The 17,886-nt window shown below is 44.3% G+C and carries 15 protein-coding genes; all 15 read left to right on the top strand.

From position 1 onward, the window contains the following. Positions 1–42 precede the first annotated feature (42 nt). The 15 genes from dpsA (at position 43) to ACN6KS_RS17870 (ending at position 17,851) form a co-directional block, all read left to right on the top strand. Positions 43–939 carry a dipicolinate synthase subunit DpsA gene (gene dpsA / locus ACN6KS_RS17940; RefSeq protein WP_341135150.1) on the top strand — a complete coding sequence of 299 codons (897 nt, stop codon included), beginning with the start codon at positions 43–45 and terminating at the stop codon, positions 937–939. A gap of 1 nt (position 940) precedes the next feature. Then, on the top strand, positions 941–1,537 hold the full coding sequence (locus ACN6KS_RS17935) for a dipicolinate synthase subunit B (protein ID WP_042189406.1): 597 nt from the start codon (positions 941–943) through the stop codon (positions 1,535–1,537). Positions 1,538–1,890: 353 nt separating this feature from the next. Then, positions 1,891–3,114 (top strand): aspartate kinase, encoded by a 1,224-nt coding sequence (gene dapG / locus ACN6KS_RS17930; protein WP_094870282.1) that lies wholly within the window; start codon positions 1,891–1,893, stop codon positions 3,112–3,114. Positions 3,115–3,127: 13 nt separating this feature from the next. After that, positions 3,128–4,003 (top strand): 4-hydroxy-tetrahydrodipicolinate synthase, encoded by an 876-nt coding sequence (gene dapA / locus ACN6KS_RS17925; protein ID WP_440960188.1) that lies wholly within the window; start codon positions 3,128–3,130, stop codon positions 4,001–4,003. A 509-nt stretch (positions 4,004–4,512) separates the two neighbouring features. Further along, a complete protein-coding gene (locus tag ACN6KS_RS17920) occupies positions 4,513–6,192 on the top strand; it encodes a ribonuclease J (protein ID WP_042189403.1) in 1,680 nt (559 codons plus the stop codon). A gap of 215 nt (positions 6,193–6,407) precedes the next feature. Further along, entirely contained in the window at positions 6,408–7,187 is a 780-nt protein-coding gene (locus ACN6KS_RS17915; protein ID WP_179281594.1) for a ClpP family protease, read from the top strand. Then, on the top strand, positions 7,184–7,396 hold the full coding sequence (locus ACN6KS_RS17910) for a YlzJ-like family protein (protein ID WP_042128829.1): 213 nt from the start codon (positions 7,184–7,186) through the stop codon (positions 7,394–7,396). The genes ACN6KS_RS17915 and ACN6KS_RS17910 overlap by 4 nt, the downstream gene beginning before the upstream one ends. Positions 7,397–7,474: 78 nt before the next feature. Then, the gene (locus tag ACN6KS_RS17905; protein ID WP_094877309.1) at positions 7,475–10,135 is read left to right on the top strand and encodes an FtsK/SpoIIIE family DNA translocase; all 2,661 of its coding nucleotides are present in this window, start codon (positions 7,475–7,477) and stop codon (positions 10,133–10,135) included. 1,035 nt (positions 10,136–11,170) lie between these two features. Next, positions 11,171–12,037 carry a spore cortex-lytic enzyme gene (sleB, locus tag ACN6KS_RS17900; protein ID WP_094870303.1) on the top strand — a complete coding sequence of 289 codons (867 nt, stop codon included), beginning with the start codon at positions 11,171–11,173 and terminating at the stop codon, positions 12,035–12,037. A gap of 137 nt (positions 12,038–12,174) precedes the next feature. Further along, complete coding sequence (gene yfmF, locus ACN6KS_RS17895; RefSeq protein WP_094870278.1) at positions 12,175–13,452, top strand: EF-P 5-aminopentanol modification-associated protein YfmF; 1,278 nt, start codon at positions 12,175–12,177, stop codon at positions 13,450–13,452. A gap of 2 nt (positions 13,453–13,454) precedes the next feature. Further along, positions 13,455–14,735, top strand: coding sequence for an EF-P 5-aminopentanol modification-associated protein YfmH (gene yfmH / locus ACN6KS_RS17890; RefSeq protein ID WP_094877311.1), 1,281 nt, complete (start codon positions 13,455–13,457; stop codon positions 14,733–14,735). 39 nt (positions 14,736–14,774) lie between these two features. Next, the gene (ymfI, locus tag ACN6KS_RS17885) at positions 14,775–15,503 is read left to right on the top strand and encodes an elongation factor P 5-aminopentanone reductase (RefSeq protein ID WP_042194125.1); all 729 of its coding nucleotides are present in this window, start codon (positions 14,775–14,777) and stop codon (positions 15,501–15,503) included. Positions 15,504–15,639: 136 nt separating this feature from the next. Next, complete coding sequence (locus ACN6KS_RS17880) at positions 15,640–15,903, top strand: DUF3243 domain-containing protein (RefSeq protein ID WP_042189396.1); 264 nt, start codon at positions 15,640–15,642, stop codon at positions 15,901–15,903. 176 nt (positions 15,904–16,079) lie between these two features. Beyond that, the gene (locus ACN6KS_RS17875) at positions 16,080–16,847 is read left to right on the top strand and encodes a DUF3388 domain-containing protein (protein WP_042128818.1); all 768 of its coding nucleotides are present in this window, start codon (positions 16,080–16,082) and stop codon (positions 16,845–16,847) included. 41 nt (positions 16,848–16,888) lie between these two features. Then, entirely contained in the window at positions 16,889–17,851 is a 963-nt protein-coding gene (locus ACN6KS_RS17870; RefSeq protein WP_440960187.1) for a RodZ domain-containing protein, read from the top strand. Positions 17,852–17,886 lie beyond the last annotated feature (35 nt).

Genomic DNA, 17,886 nt, shown 5'->3' with positions numbered 1-17,886 from the left:
GCTCTATAGTCGATAGTGTATGTTGAAAGGAGCGTCATCCCTATGCTTACTGGCGTCAGGATCGTGTTCCTGGGCGGGGACGCGAGACAGCTTGAAGTGATTCGGAAATGTGTGGAATTGGATGCGACGGTAAGCGCTGCCGGGTTCGATAAATGGGAAACCCCTTGCCCAGGGGTGAGCCTGGAACAGATGACGGTAGAGCTGCTTAGTAATGCAGATGTATTAGTGTTGCCTACGATTGGTTGTGATGATGAAGGAAATATCAGTGCCTTATTTTCTTCTGAACGCTTGATGCTCTTGGAAGAACATTTTGCTGCTCTGCCACCCCATTGTTTGGTGTATAGCGGTATGGCTAAAAGCTACTTACGCGGCATGTGCGCCAAGCATTCGTTAAAGTTAATTGAATTGCTTAATCGTGATGATGTAGCCATCTACAACTCCATCCCAACAGCGGAAGGGGCATTGGTTATGGCCATACAGAACACGGATTTTACCATTCACAGTTCCAAATCGATGGTACTGGGCTTGGGCAGAACGGGTTTTACAATGGCAAGAAGTCTGCAAGGGTTGGGTGCTAGTGTCAAAGCCGGAGTTAGAAAACAGGAACATTATGCACGTGCTGAGGAAATGGGCTGGAAGCCGTTTATGACCAGTGAACTGTTGCTTCATGTGCCGGATGTTGATCTAATATTTAATACGATTCCAAGTATGATCATCACCGCACAAGTGCTTTCACGTATCTCACCGAATTGCTTAATTGTTGACCTGGCTTCCGCTCCAGGTGGATGTGACTTTCGTTATGCGGAGAAAAGAGGAATTAAAGCGATGCTGGCACCTGGACTCCCTGGCATTGTAGCTCCTAAAAGCGCTGGGATTATTATGGCAAATGCGCTGGTTCAGTCGATATCGGACGAGGCTTTAATCAAGGGGGACGAATAAAATGGATTGGCACGGAAAAACAGTAGGGTATGCGATTACCGGATCTCACTGCACATTTGCGGAGGTAATGCCGCAAATTCAACGCTTCGTAGATGGAGGAGCAAACGTAGTGCCCATAGTTTCAGCATCCGTACTAGGCACCGACACCCGCTTTGGAACATCGCAAAATTGGCTAAAACAGTTGAAAGATATAACAGGTAATGATATCATTTCTACAATTGTTGAAGCGGAACCGCTGGGTCCTTCCAAGCTGCTGGATGTGCTTACCATAGCACCTTGCACTGGAAATACAACGAGTAAATTGGCAAATGCTATGACCGATAGTCCAGTGCTCATGGCTGCGAAATCGCAGATGCGCAATGGACGTCCACTAGTTCTCGCGATATCTACCAATGATGGCTTAGGTCTTAATGCCGCAAATATTGCAAAGCTTCTCGTGGCTAAACATATTTATTTTGTGCCATTCGGACAGGATAACCCTGAGGGCAAACCTAATTCGTTAGTAGCGCGTATGGATCTTATCCCAGAAGCTTGCTATGCCGCTTTGCAAGGTAAACAACTACAGCCGATGATTATTGAAAAGTTTCATTCCGTCTAGAATAAGGCGGAATCGGTGGGCTAGTTGCGGATAATAAAAGGGGAGATGCACTAAATGAGCAATGAGAAGTTAAATGCCGCCTTGGTCGGAGTTGCTTCTTAATCAATAGACGCGGTCGTTAACGCTCAAAGCCAAGATCTGCTAAACCCATTGCTGAGATCATTGCTACCAAAAAATATAAGCTTACTGCTACCGTCCTCATTTCGAGGGCGGTACAACCATTTTTCAAATTAAAAGAAAATTACTTAAGAAATAAGCTTACGTACTGTAAAGGAATTTCTCATTAGAAACGAAATGAATTCTATTTACGAACGATTAGTGTGTTTGCTTTGACAATAATGGAGGAATTATACATGGGTATTCTGGTACAAAAATTCGGAGGAACATCACTTTCAACACCGCAAGCTAGAGAGCACGTCATTCGTAATGTCAAACGGGAGCTCGCTAGTGGCTATAGTCTGGTCATCGTTGTTTCGGCTATGGGCAGACGCGGAGAACCTTATGCAACGGATACGCTGCTGGATTGGGCCGTACAGAATGGAGATTCACTTCCAGAGCGTGAGAAGGATCTCTTGATGTGCTGTGGTGAGATTATCTCTGCGACTACACTTTGTGGATTGCTGGAGAATGAAGGGATTGCTTCTACGGTATTAACGGGAGCTCAGGCTGGTTTCTTGACCGATAGCAACTATGGCAATGCAAGAATTCTAGATGTACGTCCTGAACGAGTTCTCCGCGAATTGCGTGAAGGTAAAGTGGTTATAGTGACAGGGTTCCAAGGACAGACTGAAGCGGGTGATTTGACGACTTTAGGACGTGGAGGAAGTGATACCTCTGCGACTGCACTGGGTGCTGCTCTTCATGCAGATATGGTTGATATCTATACAGACGTTAATGGGATTCTTACAGCAGATCCGCGGATCGTTGAAGATGCTAAACCGTTAACTTATGTTAGTTATACAGAAATTTGTAATATGGCTCATCAAGGAGCAAAGGTCATCCATCCGCGTGCGGTTGAGATTGCTATGCAGGCACAAATTCCAGTACGTGTTCGTTCAACATTTTCTGAGAATGAAGGAACGCTGGTTACGAATCCAGAAGGATTCAACGACATTCAGTCTGGCGGCATTGTAGATCGCTTCGTAACAGGGATTGCATATGTCAGCAACGTCACACAGATTTCTGTGGAGTGTCCAGATGGAAATGGTACGGGCGTTCAACTGCAAATTTTTAAAAGTATGGCTGACAACGGAATAAGCGTTGATTTTATTAATGTAACACCTACGGAAGCTCTTTATACTGTGTTCGATGACAAATCAGAAAAGGCCATCTCAGTTCTTCAGCAATTGGGCCTGCGTCCTAAGAGTTTATCAGGTTGTGCAAAAGTTTCCGTTATCGGAGGCGGAATTAATGGTGTGCCTGGTATTATGGCTCGTATCGTTGAGGCACTTAGCTCACAAAATATTCAGATTCTCCAATCCGCAGATTCGAATACAACGATTTGGGTGCTGGTGAAGAAAGAGGATATGGTGCAGTCCCTGCGTTCGCTGCACGCTATGTTTGAATTGCACCGCTAAGGAGGAATTCAAAGTGGATTTCGGAAGATTAATAACAGCCATGGTAACTCCCTTTGACGGGGATGGAGAAATCAACTGGGATGTAACTTCACAGCTTGTCGATTATTTAATTGAGGAACAGAAATCAGAGGCTTTGGTTGTCTGTGGCACAACTGGGGAATCCCCTACGTTAAGTGATGAGGAGAAACTGCAGCTGTTTTCTTTCGTACTAGAGAAGGCGAATGGTCGCTGTAAAATTATTGCTGGAACAGGCAGTAATAACACGAAGCACTCTATTCACCTCACGAAGGAAGCGGAGAAAATAGGTGTGGATGGCGTACTTTTGGTCGTTCCTTATTACAATAAGCCTAATCAGGAAGGGCTCTATCAGCATTTTTCTACGATTGCTTCGGAGACTTCATTGCCAGTTATGCTGTATAATGTTCCCGGTCGCACGGGTGTGAGTATGAGCGTAGACACAACCCTTCGACTTGCAGAAATTTCGAATATTGTTGCGACAAAAGAATGTGCATCTGTCGATCAAGTGACACTTATCGCTTCTGCGTGTGCCGATGACTTCCGTGTATATACTGGTGATGATTCAGCGGGCTTAGCTAGTCTAGCCGTAGGTGGATACGGAATTATCAGCGTAGCTAGTCATGTGGTTGGTGCACAGATGTCAGAAATGATCTATGCATACAGCTCCGGAAATGTGCAGCGAGCGGGAGAGATTCATCGGAAACTGTTCCCAATTTTTAAGGGATTATTCGAATGCCCGCAACCGCTACCGAATCCTTCCGCGGTCAAATATGCTTTAACTCTGAAGGGTCTGCCTGTTGGAGGCGTCAGATTGCCGCTTATTTCACCTACGGAAGCGGAAGCGGCCTTTATTGAAGCGCTATTTCACTAAGTGCTGAACAATGATATTCTTGTGTTTAAACCGGCTTCTCCTGTGGAGAGCCGGTTTTTATATTTATTATATTTTGCTAAAATAATGGGTCACATTTAAGGAAAGAATTTGGATACGAGATAGGGTGACTTGTCTTTTGCCAAAAAAATCATGTATAATGATCTTAAGTGACTGGGTGCGGTTAAAATTAAATATGCGGTAATCTTCCGTCAATGGTTTACATTGTGAGACAGGATAGGTCCCAAGATGAGTCTGTGTAAATGATTGAAATGTCTTCGCGCGAGGGGCGCGACGGTGAATTTTGACGGCATTTGTCCGTTTCAATATGAACTTTACTGCCCGGAATCGGGAGCTTTCGCATTGCGCATTTTACAGATATCAGGAATATCCTTGTTAATTAGGAAGCTATCAGCTGTTTGAAGAATGTGTTCAGCGCCGCTGAAATAATCGAAGTTCAATATTTACCAATAAAAGTATGACGTCCAACATCATAGGAGGGTTAGATTCATTTGTCCAAAAAAAACAACAACGATAAATTGATGATTTTCGCATTGGGCGGAGTCGGAGAAATCGGGAAAAACATGTATGTCATTCAATATGGAGCTGACATTGTAGTCGTGGATTCGGGACTTAAGTTCCCGGAAGAAGATATGCTCGGTATTGATATTGTAATTCCTGATATCTCTTATTTGACAGAGAACCGTGACAAGGTAAGAGGAATTGTACTTACCCACGGACACGAGGATCACATCGGTGGTCTCCCATATGTCCTGAAGAATTTGAATGTTCCGGTTTACGGAACAAGACTTACATTAGGCCTTGTAGAAAACAAATTGAAGGAAGCAAACTTACTGGGTGACACCAAACGGATTCTGATCAATGAAGATTCAGAAATTCAACTGGGAAGTTCACTCAAAGTTACTTTCTTCAGAACCAATCACAGTATTCCTGATTCCGTCGGTGTGTGCATCGAAACACCGGAGGGTAACGTAGTTCATACGGGAGATTTCAAATTTGACCACACTCCAGTCAACGGTCAATTTGCAAATCTGCATCGGATGGCTGAAATTGGTCAGAAGGGCGTGCTTGCTCTTTTGTCGGATAGTACAAATGCTGAGAAACCAGGCTTTACCCCATCTGAAAAGAATGTCGGTATTGTTCTGGAAGATATTTTCCGCAAAGCTGAACAACGTGTCGTTGTAGCAACTTTTGCTTCCAATGTGCACCGTATTCAGCAAGTGGTTAATGCGGCAGAATCCACAGGTCGTAAAATTACAGTAATTGGCCGTAGTATGGTAAACGTTGTATCTATTGCTTCTGAGCTTGGATATCTGAACGTACCTGACGGTATGCTGATCGAGCCTGAAGAAATGAACAGAATGGCAGCGAACCGTGTCGTTGTTCTTTGCACAGGATCCCAAGGCGAGCCAATGTCTGCATTGACCCGTATGGCACGTTCCAGTCATCGTAAAGTAGATATCTTGCCAGGTGATACTGTTATTATTGCAGCAACACCGGTACCAGGTAACGAGAAATATGTAGGTCGTACCATTGATGAATTGTTCCGTCTTGGCGCTAACGTAATCTATAGCGGTTCCAATTCTGGCGTTCACGTATCCGGTCACGGTAGCCAGGAAGAGCTTAAGCTTATGCTCAATCTGATGAAACCTAAATATTTCATTCCAATTCACGGTGAATACCGTATGCAACGCAAACATGCGCTTTTGGCAGAATCCGTAGGCGTAGAGTCTCAGAACATTTTCATCACTGAAATCGGTGAGATTGTGGAAATTCAAGGCGGTGCCGCTCGTAAAGCTGGTAAAGTAACGGCTGGTAACGTATTGATTGACGGTCTGGGTGTAGGTGATGTAGGTAATATTGTATTGCGTGACCGTAAGTTGCTGTCTCAAGATGGTATTTTGGTTGTCGTAGTTACACTAAGCAAACAGAATGGTGCAATTGTCTCCGGACCTGACATCATTTCTCGTGGTTTCGTTTATGTCCGTGAGTCCGAAGGACTGCTTGACGAAGCGAACCGAATTGTTTCCAGTACACTGCAGCGCCTGATGAGTGAGAAAGTAAATGAGTGGGCATCGCTTAAAACAAGCGTAAAAGATTCACTCGGTCGTTTCTTATATGAGCAAACGCGTCGTAGACCGATGATTTTGCCAATTATCATGGAAGTGTGAGGAGAATTCTCCTTAAATAAATATATAGCTTGGGCATTGGCCCCTTTTCCCCGGAAATATTGGACGGTTTCTACGGGAAAAGGGGTTTTTGTATTGTTTATATTCACATCATGAGGAGAGCTTTGCATAATGCGGGGCCCTGAAATGTCATACTAATGAAAGTTAGTAAGGCTATTGCAGACCAGAGCTGCATAAGAAAAGGGAGAGCTGTGAAGATGAACTACATGAATGGATCAAATGGAGCAAAGAATGAGGAAGTTATACCACAAGAGGGAAATCCAAGTACAAATGAAAATATGCCGCCCACTACAATGGGTGCACTGAAAGAGCTTGGACAAACAGCGGTACCTACTGGTGAACCGGATATCTTTTGCATAACGATCATCGGTCAGATTGAAGGCCATATTGTAATGCCTCCTCAGAACAAAACGACAAAATACGAACATATCATTCCCCAGCTGGTGGCAGCTGAACAGAATAAGAATATTAAAGGTCTGCTTATTATTTTAAATACGGTTGGTGGAGATGTAGAAGCTGGTCTAGCGATTGCCGAAATGATTTCTTCGCTCTCTAAACCAACGGTAACAGTAGTCATTGGAGGGGGCCATAGTATTGGCGTTCCGATCGCTGTATCCTCTACGTATTCAATTATTGCGGAAAGTGCAACGATGACGATACATCCGATTCGTATGAATGGTTTAGTAATTGGAGTGCCACAGACGTTCGAATACATGGAAAAAATGCAGGAGCGTGTAGTGAAATTCGTTACTTCTCATTCTCGGATTTCTGAAGAACAGTTCCGTGATCTCATGTTTAAGACAGGTGAGCTCAATCGTGATATTGGAACAGCCGTTGGGGGGTTGGACGCCGTTAAATATGGTCTCATGGATGAGGTGGGCGGGATCGGAGCTGCCTTAGCGCATCTTAACCGGATGATTGGTGGAGATTTCTCTGCAGCGCCTACAGCAGCGATTTCGGGAGGGCTTACGCAATGACACTCTACACGATAATGTCGATGGAACAGGTGTGGGAGGGTGCCTTTAATAATTACGCTACAACGCGAGAAGTAAGTGTTCAAGGGATGCTCATGCAGGTTGAGCCGATGGAGGAAGGACGCGCGCGCATAGTAAGATTGCTGGATTGTCCTTTGGAGCGATATTTGGATCCGTCGTTCTCTCCAGGAGCGATAATTACGTTAACATAAAGATTCATTTTTTGACAAAAGAGAACATAGGTACGCCACGCCATTATATGGTATAATGTTGTTCCGGGGGTGGCTGGCGTGGCTAAACGAAAAAAGAAAAAGAAAAAAGCGCTGCTCGGCAGCGTTTTAAAATATGAAATTTATGGAATTTTACTAATAACGATATCCGTTATTGCTCTGTCCGGTGAAGCGGCGGTAGGGCGGTCACTTTCAAGTATGGCGGGTTATTTATTAGGGAGATTTTATTTTGTGTTGCCGCTTATTGGTATTTTTTATGGGCTTATGGTTATGATCCATCGAAGATGGCCTTCTTCTTGGAACAGTCGGCATACAGGCGTGCTTTTGCTTCTGCTTTCCATGTGCCTTATGAGTACGATTTCTGCAATGGAGCAGAAGCTTGGCCCGTTGTCCTTGCTCCATCCTGGCAACGTGATGACACAAATACATAATGATCTTTCGGGATCTCTTTCGCCTGGTGTTAACAATAGTAATGTCTATATGCTGGGTAAGGATATAAGTGGTGGATATATCGGCGGGTTGGAGTATGCTGCGCTGCTGTGGCTCTTTGGTAGTCTGGGCGCTAAGCTGCTCATGATAGTTATGCTTGCCATCAGCTTTATGTTAATTACAAATCTCTCTTATGTAGAGATTATTACTCTTTTACGAGTTCGTACGGTTAAGTTTGTGGAGGGGATTCGTCTCCATGCGGCAAACCGTCCGAAGGCAGTCCCGGTAGCGGCTAGACCTTCTAAATCAGCTGCCCAGGCTAAGACTCGGCAGGTGAAGCAGCCTGTCTATGAAGAAGATGACGAAGAGGAAGAAGACGATCGATATTTACCTAACCGCAAGCAACCTGTTCTTTTGAAAAAAATATCCGGTTGGTTCTCAGGCTCCACCCGTTCAGAGGCGGAAGCCGATTCTGGGAATGATGATCAAGGTCCAATTGTAACAAGTGCTTCGCACGGTCCGATCATTTCCGGGCTTTCTGTAGATAGTCGTGTGACTTCACTTGAGGATATTCATCAGGATTTTGATGATGCAGATATGGATATGGAACCTGTGACGCCAATTATCCGCGACTTCTTTGAGCATATCCGCTCAGAAGGGTTGAATGAGGAAGATAGGGAGGATTGGAGTGAATTCTCTCCAGCGGCTCGTGGTGTTACTAGCAAAGCTCCTGTTACTGGGGCTAATCCAATTCATCAACAGATTTCAGATGAGCCTGAGGAGAATGTGAACATAGACTTGAATGGATTGCTAAGTGCTACTCCGGATGGCGAGATCGTTCCTGCACCACCAGCACCACCTCCACCAAAGCCTTATAAGCTGCCATCTTTCCGTCTTCTTGCTAAACCTAACAACAGCGGCAAAGCGGGAGATCAGAATGATTATATGCAGACAGCCCGTAAGCTAGAAGCTACACTTGAGAGCTTTGGTGTAAGGGCAAAGGTTCTTGAAGTAGTTAGAGGTCCAGCGGTTACACGGTATGAAATTCAGCCGGATATTGGTGTTAAGGTTAGCCGTATTGTTAATCTGACGGATGACATTGCACTTGCTCTTGCTGCCAAAGATATACGTATGGAAGCACCCATTCCGGGTAAATCAGCAATTGGAATAGAGGTGCCAAATTCCGAAGTGTCTGTTGTTACTATGCGTGAAGTTATGGAAACGCAGATCTTTCAGGAAGCAGAGTCCAGATTATCGATTGCCTTTGGACGTGATATTTCGGGTCAGACAATTATCGGTAATTTAGCGAAGATGCCCCATTTATTGGTGGCTGGTGCAACGGGTTCTGGTAAATCGGTTTGTATTAACGGGATTATTACGAGTATTTTATACAAAGCTAAACCTGATGAAGTCAAATTCCTGATGGTGGACCCGAAGATGGTAGAGCTGAATGTCTATAATGGGATTCCGCATCTTCTGGCTCCAGTGGTTACTGATCCGAAGCGGGCGAGCTTAGCTTTAAAGAAGATCGTTGTGGAAATGGAGAAAAGGTATGAACTCTTCTCCAAATCGGGAACACGGAACATGGAAGGCTATAATAAGCTGATGGCTGAGAATCCAGCGGCTATTCTTCCTTATATTGTTGTTATTGTGGACGAGCTTGCGGATTTGATGATGGTTGCCGCTAACGATGTAGAGGATGCTATCTGTCGACTCGCACAGATGGCGCGTGCAGCTGGTATTCATCTAATTATCGCTACCCAGCGTCCTTCCGTAGATGTCATTACAGGTTTGATTAAGGCTAATATTCCTTCTCGTATAGCTTTTGGTGTATCGTCCAATGTAGACTCTCGAACCATTCTGGATATGCCAGGCGCGGAGAAGCTTTTGGGTCGAGGAGACATGCTGTTCTTACCGATGGGGGCTTCTAAACCGATTCGAGTACAGGGTGCTTTTATGAGCGATCAGGAGGTTGAGACGATCGTTCAATATGTCAGCAGTCAAGGGGAAGCAGAATATGATGAGTCTATTGTTCCAGAGGTAGATGACACAATCGCAGAAGATCAGGAACCTCAGGATGAGTTATATGAGCAGGCCGTAACGATCGTGCTTGAAGCGAAGCAGGCTTCGGTCTCGCTGCTACAGCGCCGGATGAGGGTTGGTTACACCCGTGCAGCCCGTTTGATTGACTCCATGGAGGCTCGTGGGGTCATTGGGCCATACGAGGGCAGCAAGCCGCGTGAGGTGCTTGTGTCACTGGAGCAATATCAGCATAACAAGATCAGTTCTTAAGCTGGACAAGTCAGTTCTAGCATTTAATAGACAGTGAGAAGGGGCGGTGCTCAAGTAGTTTGTACTACTTGGGCACCGCCCCTTACTCTGCTGAAGAAGTGTAAACGCCCCTTCAAATAATGGTGAAGCTGCATTAAAATAATTAGGGAATTTCTCCCTGAAATACTGACATTATTGGTCCTCAGAATTACAATTAGGGAAAAGCTCCCTATAATTCGTCTGGTTTGGTAAGAAATCAGGGAATTAGCCTGATTTTTAGGGAGGAATTCCCTGATTTCATTCAATATTAGGAAATATCGAATATTTTTAGGGAGTTTTTCCCTAAAAGTGCGAACCTGCACTTGGACTATACTATAAAAAGGAAGCTACCCTGATTAGCCATTTATGGCTTTGGGGCAGCTTCTTTTTATAAAATGATGATAAAAAAGAGTTTTGACATATAGCTGATCTAAAAGTCCGGTTTTACCCCATTCATTAAAAATACTACCCATCTTATCAAATAAGGACAGAGGATTAGTAGGCATAAATCCATATTGGAGATTAAAGGGATTATTGTGCTCCATTGATTGTTTTTAAGCTGCTACGCGATGTAAGAGAAAGATTTGCTTTGTACAAAATCAAGTAATACTCCTGAAGCTCCTCGGTGCGTAAGAATTGAATAGTCATCCCTTTTCCACCATGAAGAATATGAAAGCTACTGATCTCATGTGCTACATCATCAATCTTAATTTGGGTCTTGCCGTGTACGATCAATAAAAATGCGCTTGAGGGTAGTCATATCACTAAAAGGTTGAGAAGTATGACGTATATCTATAATTTCAATTAATGCGTGGTTCCACAGTAAAATGTGGTCCTTTAAATTCATGATTCATATCAACTCCATGGTTTTCTTATTTCGATTATAGTTGATAATCATTCTCAATTACAACGGAAAGCTATTTCTTCTTTTTAGTAATGCATAGGATGCGCTGACAGTCGTCATAATAACTTTAGCCATCCATGCAGAACTTACAAAAGAAAGGTAGAGCGAACCCTATGAAGAAACAAAAGATGTGGATATTTGCTGCTTTAACTCTTGCACTTGCTGCCGCGCCGTTTGCAGGAACGTTTTTCAAGGGGAATGGCATTGTTCAGACCAAGCAAAGTGCTGCTGCGTCATTTGTCCACGAGTTAAATAATCCTGACGAAGAAGCCTTGCCGGCTTTCAGTACAACACCCATTAAGCTTGGGTCCACGGGTCAGGATGTCTATGAATTGCAGGGACGATTAAAGCATTTAGGTTATTATGCCGGAAAAATAGACAGTCAGTTTGGGCCGAAAACGAAGAATGCAGTCACTTGGTTTCAATGGAAGTTCGGAATGAAGTCTGATGGCATTGTAGGTGCCAAAACGAAGCTGAAGCTGTATAACGCCACGAAGAACTGGAAGCCGACTGAGCCTTCTACGGGCACGGGAAATAAGACAGCAGAGGGAAACACTGGCAATAAAACAAATACGACAGATAAATCGAATTCTCCAGGGTTGTCTTCAGGCAATTCGATGGGTTTATCGGAGAATGATCTGAAGATCATGGCCAATGCCGTGTATGGAGAAGCCAGAGGTGAGCCTTTTGAAGGTCAGGTTGCTGTGGCTGCGGTCATTTTAAATCGTGTGAAATCACCTAGTTTCCCGAATACGCCGTCTGGTGTTATTTTTCAACCGAGAGCATTTACAGCTGTAGCCGATGGCCAAATCTATCTGGAGCCAAATGAGCAAGCACGTAAGGCAGTACAGCAAGCACTCAGTGGTTGGGATCCATCCGGAGGATGCCTGTATTACTTCAACCCTAAAACGGCTACCTCAAAATGGATTTGGAGCCGGCCTCAGGTTAAGACGATAGGTCAGCATATTTTCTGTATGTAGAACAGTAGGATAGAGAATTCAAAGAGCAACCGGGAAGAGGCTTCCGGTTGCTTCCTTACTTTGGAATGGTTTAGAATGGTTAATAATTCATAAACATGATGTAGAGCAACTATCCACGCCGTAAAGGAGTTTTGGACTTGACTAATAATGTATTTCAGCATGGCACCGTAGGAGGCTTGCGCATTCACGTTATGCCAACCAAGGCGTTCAAGACCTATGCGATCTCACTTTATGCAGGGATCCCTCTTGATGAGAATACAGTAACCTCTACTGCACTGGCTCCATTCGTGCTTCGCAGAGGTACCGCGACTTATCCTGAGACTACGCAATTCCGCGAGCGTTTAGAGGAGCTGTATGGCGCTGGGTTCGGGTTTGATATTTATAAAAGAGGCGATTATCAAATCGTTCAGTTCCGCATGGATACGATTAATGACTCTTTTGTGCAAAGCCAGGAGAGCTTACTTGAACAATCCTTCGCTTTCTTAGGTGAAGTACTGACTCGTCCATTAGTTGAAGACGGCAGCTTCCGGCCTTCGTATGTTGCAACAGAGCGTGAAACCGTTCGCAAGAAGCTGGAGTCTATCGTAAATGACAAGATACGTTACGCCGCTGAACGCTGTATTGAGGAAATGTGCCGCAAGGAGCCATACCGTCTTCACCCTCTGGGTCAAAGAGCGGACCTGGATCAAATCACTCCGAAAAGTTTGTATGAATCGTATAATTCCTGGCTGGATGAAGCCATCCTTGATCTTTATGTAGTGGGTGACACAACCACTGAGGAAGTAGAACAGCTTGTACAGCGTCATTTCGGCCGGGTTCAGTCCGAGGTGGGCTTATATAGCTCTAAGTTCATACCAGTATCGGTTAATGAGGTACGGACTGTAGAAGAGAAGCTGGATGTCAGTCAGGGCAAGTTGAACCTGGGCCTGCGTACCTCTATTACTTATAAGGATGATAATTACGCTTCCGCGATTATGTACAACGGTATATTAGGAGGGTATCCACACTCTAAACTCTTCGTGAATGTACGTGAGAAGGCAAGCCTTGCCTACTATGCTTCGTCTCGTTATGACGGCCACAAGGGCATTGGAACGATTCAATCCGGCATCGAAACGCAAAATTACGGCAAAGCCGTGGACATTATAGAGAAGCAATTGGAAGAGATGAAAGCTGGCAATATCAGTGATCTGGAACTGAGTCAGACCAAAGCTATGATCCGCAATCAGCTTTCCGAGATTCCGGATTCTGCTTTTGAAATGATCTCTTACGACTTCAACCGCCAGTTGTCAGGAAAAGAACGGACAGCGGATCAGCTATTGGGGCAGGTGGAACAAATCGGTGCTGAAGATGTAAAAGCCGCTGCCGAAACCTTTCAGCTGGATACGATTTATTTCTTGACAGGAAAGGAGGAATAACGATGGAACAAATTCATTACGACAGACTTCAAGAGACCATTTATCACGAGGTCATGGATAACGGACTTCAGGTATATGTGTTGCCGAAACCAACCTTCAAAAAGACTTATGCTACATTTGCAACTAAATACGGTTCCGTTGACAACCATTTTCATGTCGCAGGTGGAGAAGAGACCACTGTTCCTGATGGTATAGCTCACTTTTTAGAGCACAAGATGTTTGAAGAGCCAGAAGGCGATATTTTTGCTACCTTTGCTTCAAATGGAGCCTCGGCCAATGCTTTTACAAGCTTTGATCAGACCGTTTATCTTTTCTCAGCAACAGAGAATATAGAGACCAATCTTAGTACGCTCGTTGATTTTGTTCAGCGACCTTATTTTACAGATGAAAATGTAGAAAAGGAAAAGGGAATTATTGGACAAGAAATCAATATGTATGCTGATAATCCGGACTGGCGCGTGTATTTTGGCCTTATTGAAGCGATGTATTCGAAACACCCGGTTCGGATTGACATTGCAGGTACGGTAGAATCGATTAGTACGATCACGAAAGAAACGCTGTACACATGTTATAACGCTTTTTATCACCCTAGCAATATGTTGTTGTTCGTGGTTGGGGGTGTGGACCCGGAGAAAGTATTCTCCTTGATTCGTGCTAACCAAAAAGGTAAAACCTACGGCAAGCAAGGTGAAATCAAGCGTATTTTTGAAGATGAACCCGAACAAGTCGCTACAAAACGGCTAGAAAGCAAGCTTGCTGTTTCGATGCCGAAAATCATGTTTGGTTTTAAGGAAAAAGTAGAAGATCTAACAGGTGAGGCTTCTCTAAAACGCGATCTGATAACGAAGCTAATGCTCGATTTGTTGGTAGGCAGTAGCACAGCATTGTATCAAAAGCTATATGATGAGGAATTGATCTCGGACAGCTTTGGACATGAATTTAATAGTTCTCCGCAGTATGCTTTTTCTGCAATGGGTGGGGATACGAAGGATCCTGATCTGCTGTTAAACCGAATTAAAGAAGAAGTAGATCTAATCTTAAAGTCTGGCTTTACGGAGAAGGATTTCGAGCGGGCACGGAAAAAGAAAATAGGCGGATATTTGCGTATGCTTAATTCCCCTGAAAGTATTGCACATGAGTTTACACGCTACCAGTTCCGCGGTGGTGACCTGTTTGAAGTTCTGCCTATGTATGAGTCGATTACTTTGGCGGAAGTTAACGAGCGTCTGCAAGCCCATGTAAAATGGGAACAGCTTGCCGTTTCATTGGTGGTGAGTCCTTAGGTGAGCGTTTTGGGAGAGAGCAGCAAACCACTAGGGGAAATGACAGTGCTCATTACAGGGGGAAGCGGAGGGATCGGCGGCGCCATTGCGGAACGATTTGCTTCTGTGGGGATGAATATAGTTATTCATTACAAACACTCACATGAAGCTGCGAATGATGTCGCGCGGCGTTGCATGGCCCTTGGGGCAAAGGTAATGACAGTAAACGCCGATATGAAGGATCGTAGTCAGATTGTACGTATGGCTGAAAAGCTTGAGAGTAATGGGATGCAGCCGGATATTCTCGTCAATAATGCCGGTAAATCGCATTACGGAATGCTCGCTGACGTGACCGAAGAGGAATGGGATGACATTATGTCCATTAACTTGAAGGGAACCTTTATGTGCAGTCAAATCTTCATGCCGTACATGGTATCGCAACGTTATGGTCGTATCATCAACGTTTCTTCCGTTTGGGGAATCACTGGAGCTTCTTGCGAAGTAGCTTATTCGGCTAGCAAAGGCGGAGTGAATGCCTTTACAAAAGCTTTAGCAAAAGAGCTGGCTCCATCTGGTGTAACGGTTAACGCGGTAGCTCCAGGAGCGGTTAATACGAACATGTTGTCCAATTTACAGGAGGATGAAGTCCGTATGCTGGAGGATGAGATTCCAGTAGGGCGTTTGGCTACGCCTAATGAAATATCTTCACTAATTTATTTTTTGGCTTTGCCTGAGTCCGGGTATATTACTGGCCAAATTATTAGTCCAAATGGTGGATGGATTACCTGATCTTCAGTTGGAGAAAAGCTCCAGCATAATAACTTAGCTTCTAAGACATATTATAAGTGTTGTTTTTAAATCTCACGTAAGGCGGCTTACAGCCTGTATGCAGGTGTTTGACCGTAAACATGAAGGAGGATTTAAGATGACACAAGAAGATAGCGTAATCAAAAACTTTGACACCTGGAAGAAATTCCTGGGAAAACGAGTTGTACAGGCGGAGAAACTTGGGATGAGCGAAGACACAATCTCAAAGCTGGCTTTTGAAATTGGGGAATTCCTCGATGAAAAAGTGGATCCAGCAAACACTCAAAACCGTGCAATCAAAGAGCTATGGGACGTCGGCAACGATGAAGAAAAGCAGACGATTGCTAAACTCATGGTCAAGTTGGCGAAAAATCACGCCTAAGCTTGCGGAAAAGCTCCCCTTGTGGGAGCTTTTCTGCAATTATTACAGGACTGACCTTGCCTTTCATTTTTATTTTATATATCATTAACATGACCCGTGTTTCAGACCGCTTTGTCTGAACGGCATTTTTTTGATGTATATCAAAGTGCGGGAAAAGGAATCTATGAGGTGTACAAGTGGAATATAAACAATGGTATATGGAATACAAGATTCACAAGAACAGACCCGGTCTGCTTGGTGATATCGCTTCAATGTTAGGGATGCTAGAAGTCAACATTCTGACGATTAATGGCGTTGAAGGAAAGACTCGCGGAATGTTGCTGGAGACCAATGACGATGACAAAATAATGCTAATGGGCGAAATGCTCAAGAAAGTTGATAATATTACAGTTTCAGCTCTGCGGTCTCCAAGACTCGTAGACAAGCTGGCTGTGCGCCATGGGCGATATATTGAACGGGATTCAGATGATCGGAAGACGTTTCGTTTCACCCGGGATGAGCTTGGACTATTGGTCGATTTTCTCGGGGAACTGTTTAAAAAAGATGGAAATCAGGTAATAGGACTTCGAGGTATGCCCCGTGTAGGAAAGACGGAATCAATCATTGCTGGCAGTGTCTGCGCGATGAAGCGTTGGACATTTGTCTCTTCGACACTTTTACGTCAGACAGTGCGAAGTCAATTAGCAGAAGATGAGATGAACCCGCATAATGTATTTATTATTGATGGTATTGTTAGTACGATCCGCTCTAATGAGAAGCATTATAATTTATTACAAAATGTTATGAGTATGCCAAGCACGAAAGTGATCGAGCATCCAGATATTTTTGTGCGGGAATCTGAGTATACCTTTGATGATTTTGATATTATTATCGAGCTTCGCAATAATCCAAATGAAGAAATATTGTACGAGTCGTTCACGACTAGTTACAGTGATGATTTATAGAACACCAATGATATTCATTGAAATTAACAGGAGGTGATGGTATGTCGGAACTGGGCCGGCAATTGAAAGAGGCGCGTCTGCAAAAAGGGATGAGTCTTGACGATGTCCAGGAAGTAACGAAAATTCGCAAAAAGTATTTGGAAGCCATCGAGTCTGGAGATTATAAGGTGCTTCCAGGAAGTTTTTATGTTAGGGCGTTTATCAAAACGTACGCAGAGGCAGTAGGGATGAGCCCTGACGAACTGCTTGAGGAGCATGGGAATGTACCAGCCCCTCCCGAAGACACAGCCATGGAAACGGTGATTCAAAAACGGAGCCGTAGACCAGAAACAGAACGGAATGCAAAATGGCTGCCAACAGTGTTAATGTGGACATTTCCAATATTGATTATTGTTGTGATTTACATTTATGCTTCTAGCTTGAACAAACCGGACCCTGCTCAGATTGATCAGACAAATCTGACGAACGAACAGCAGGATCCTACGACAGCCCAAACATCTCCACCGGCTTCAGGAGGAGGCGTTGTGGCGCCAACTTCTTCGGCAGGAACAGAAGCAACAACGGAACCTACTGCAGAGCCTACGCCAGTACCAACACCTACACCTTCCCCGCAATCCATTACAGTTACACCGGATGGGAAAGCAGGGAAAACAACAAAATTCAAGGTTTCAGCTCCGGCTGGAAGTGAAGTGAAGGTTGAAATTTCTGCTACTGGAGTAAGCTGGCTTGAGGTGTATAAAGGTGAGAACTCTAAAGGTGAAAAACTTTCATTTGGAAACACAGCGGCTGGAAATCGTATGAGCTTTGTGCTTGGAAGTGAAGGAATGTATATTAAATCTGGTTATTCACCAGCTACTGAGATTACTGTCAATGGACAAATAATTACAGATGAAAAGACATCATCTCGTCTGCTACTTAATCTGGATGATGGTACTGGAAGTGAAACGACCCAGAATGAAGGTACCACCGATACTACCGACCAGACTAATGAAACAGGCCAATAAGAAAAATGATGCATAGACTTTGGCTTTGCGGGGAA

This window comes from Paenibacillus nitricinens, assembly GCF_052056485.1.
Lineage (GTDB): Bacteria > Bacillota > Bacilli > Paenibacillales > Paenibacillaceae > Paenibacillus_AQ > Paenibacillus_AQ nitricinens.
This window is presented reverse-complemented; position numbering and strand designations above follow the sequence as displayed.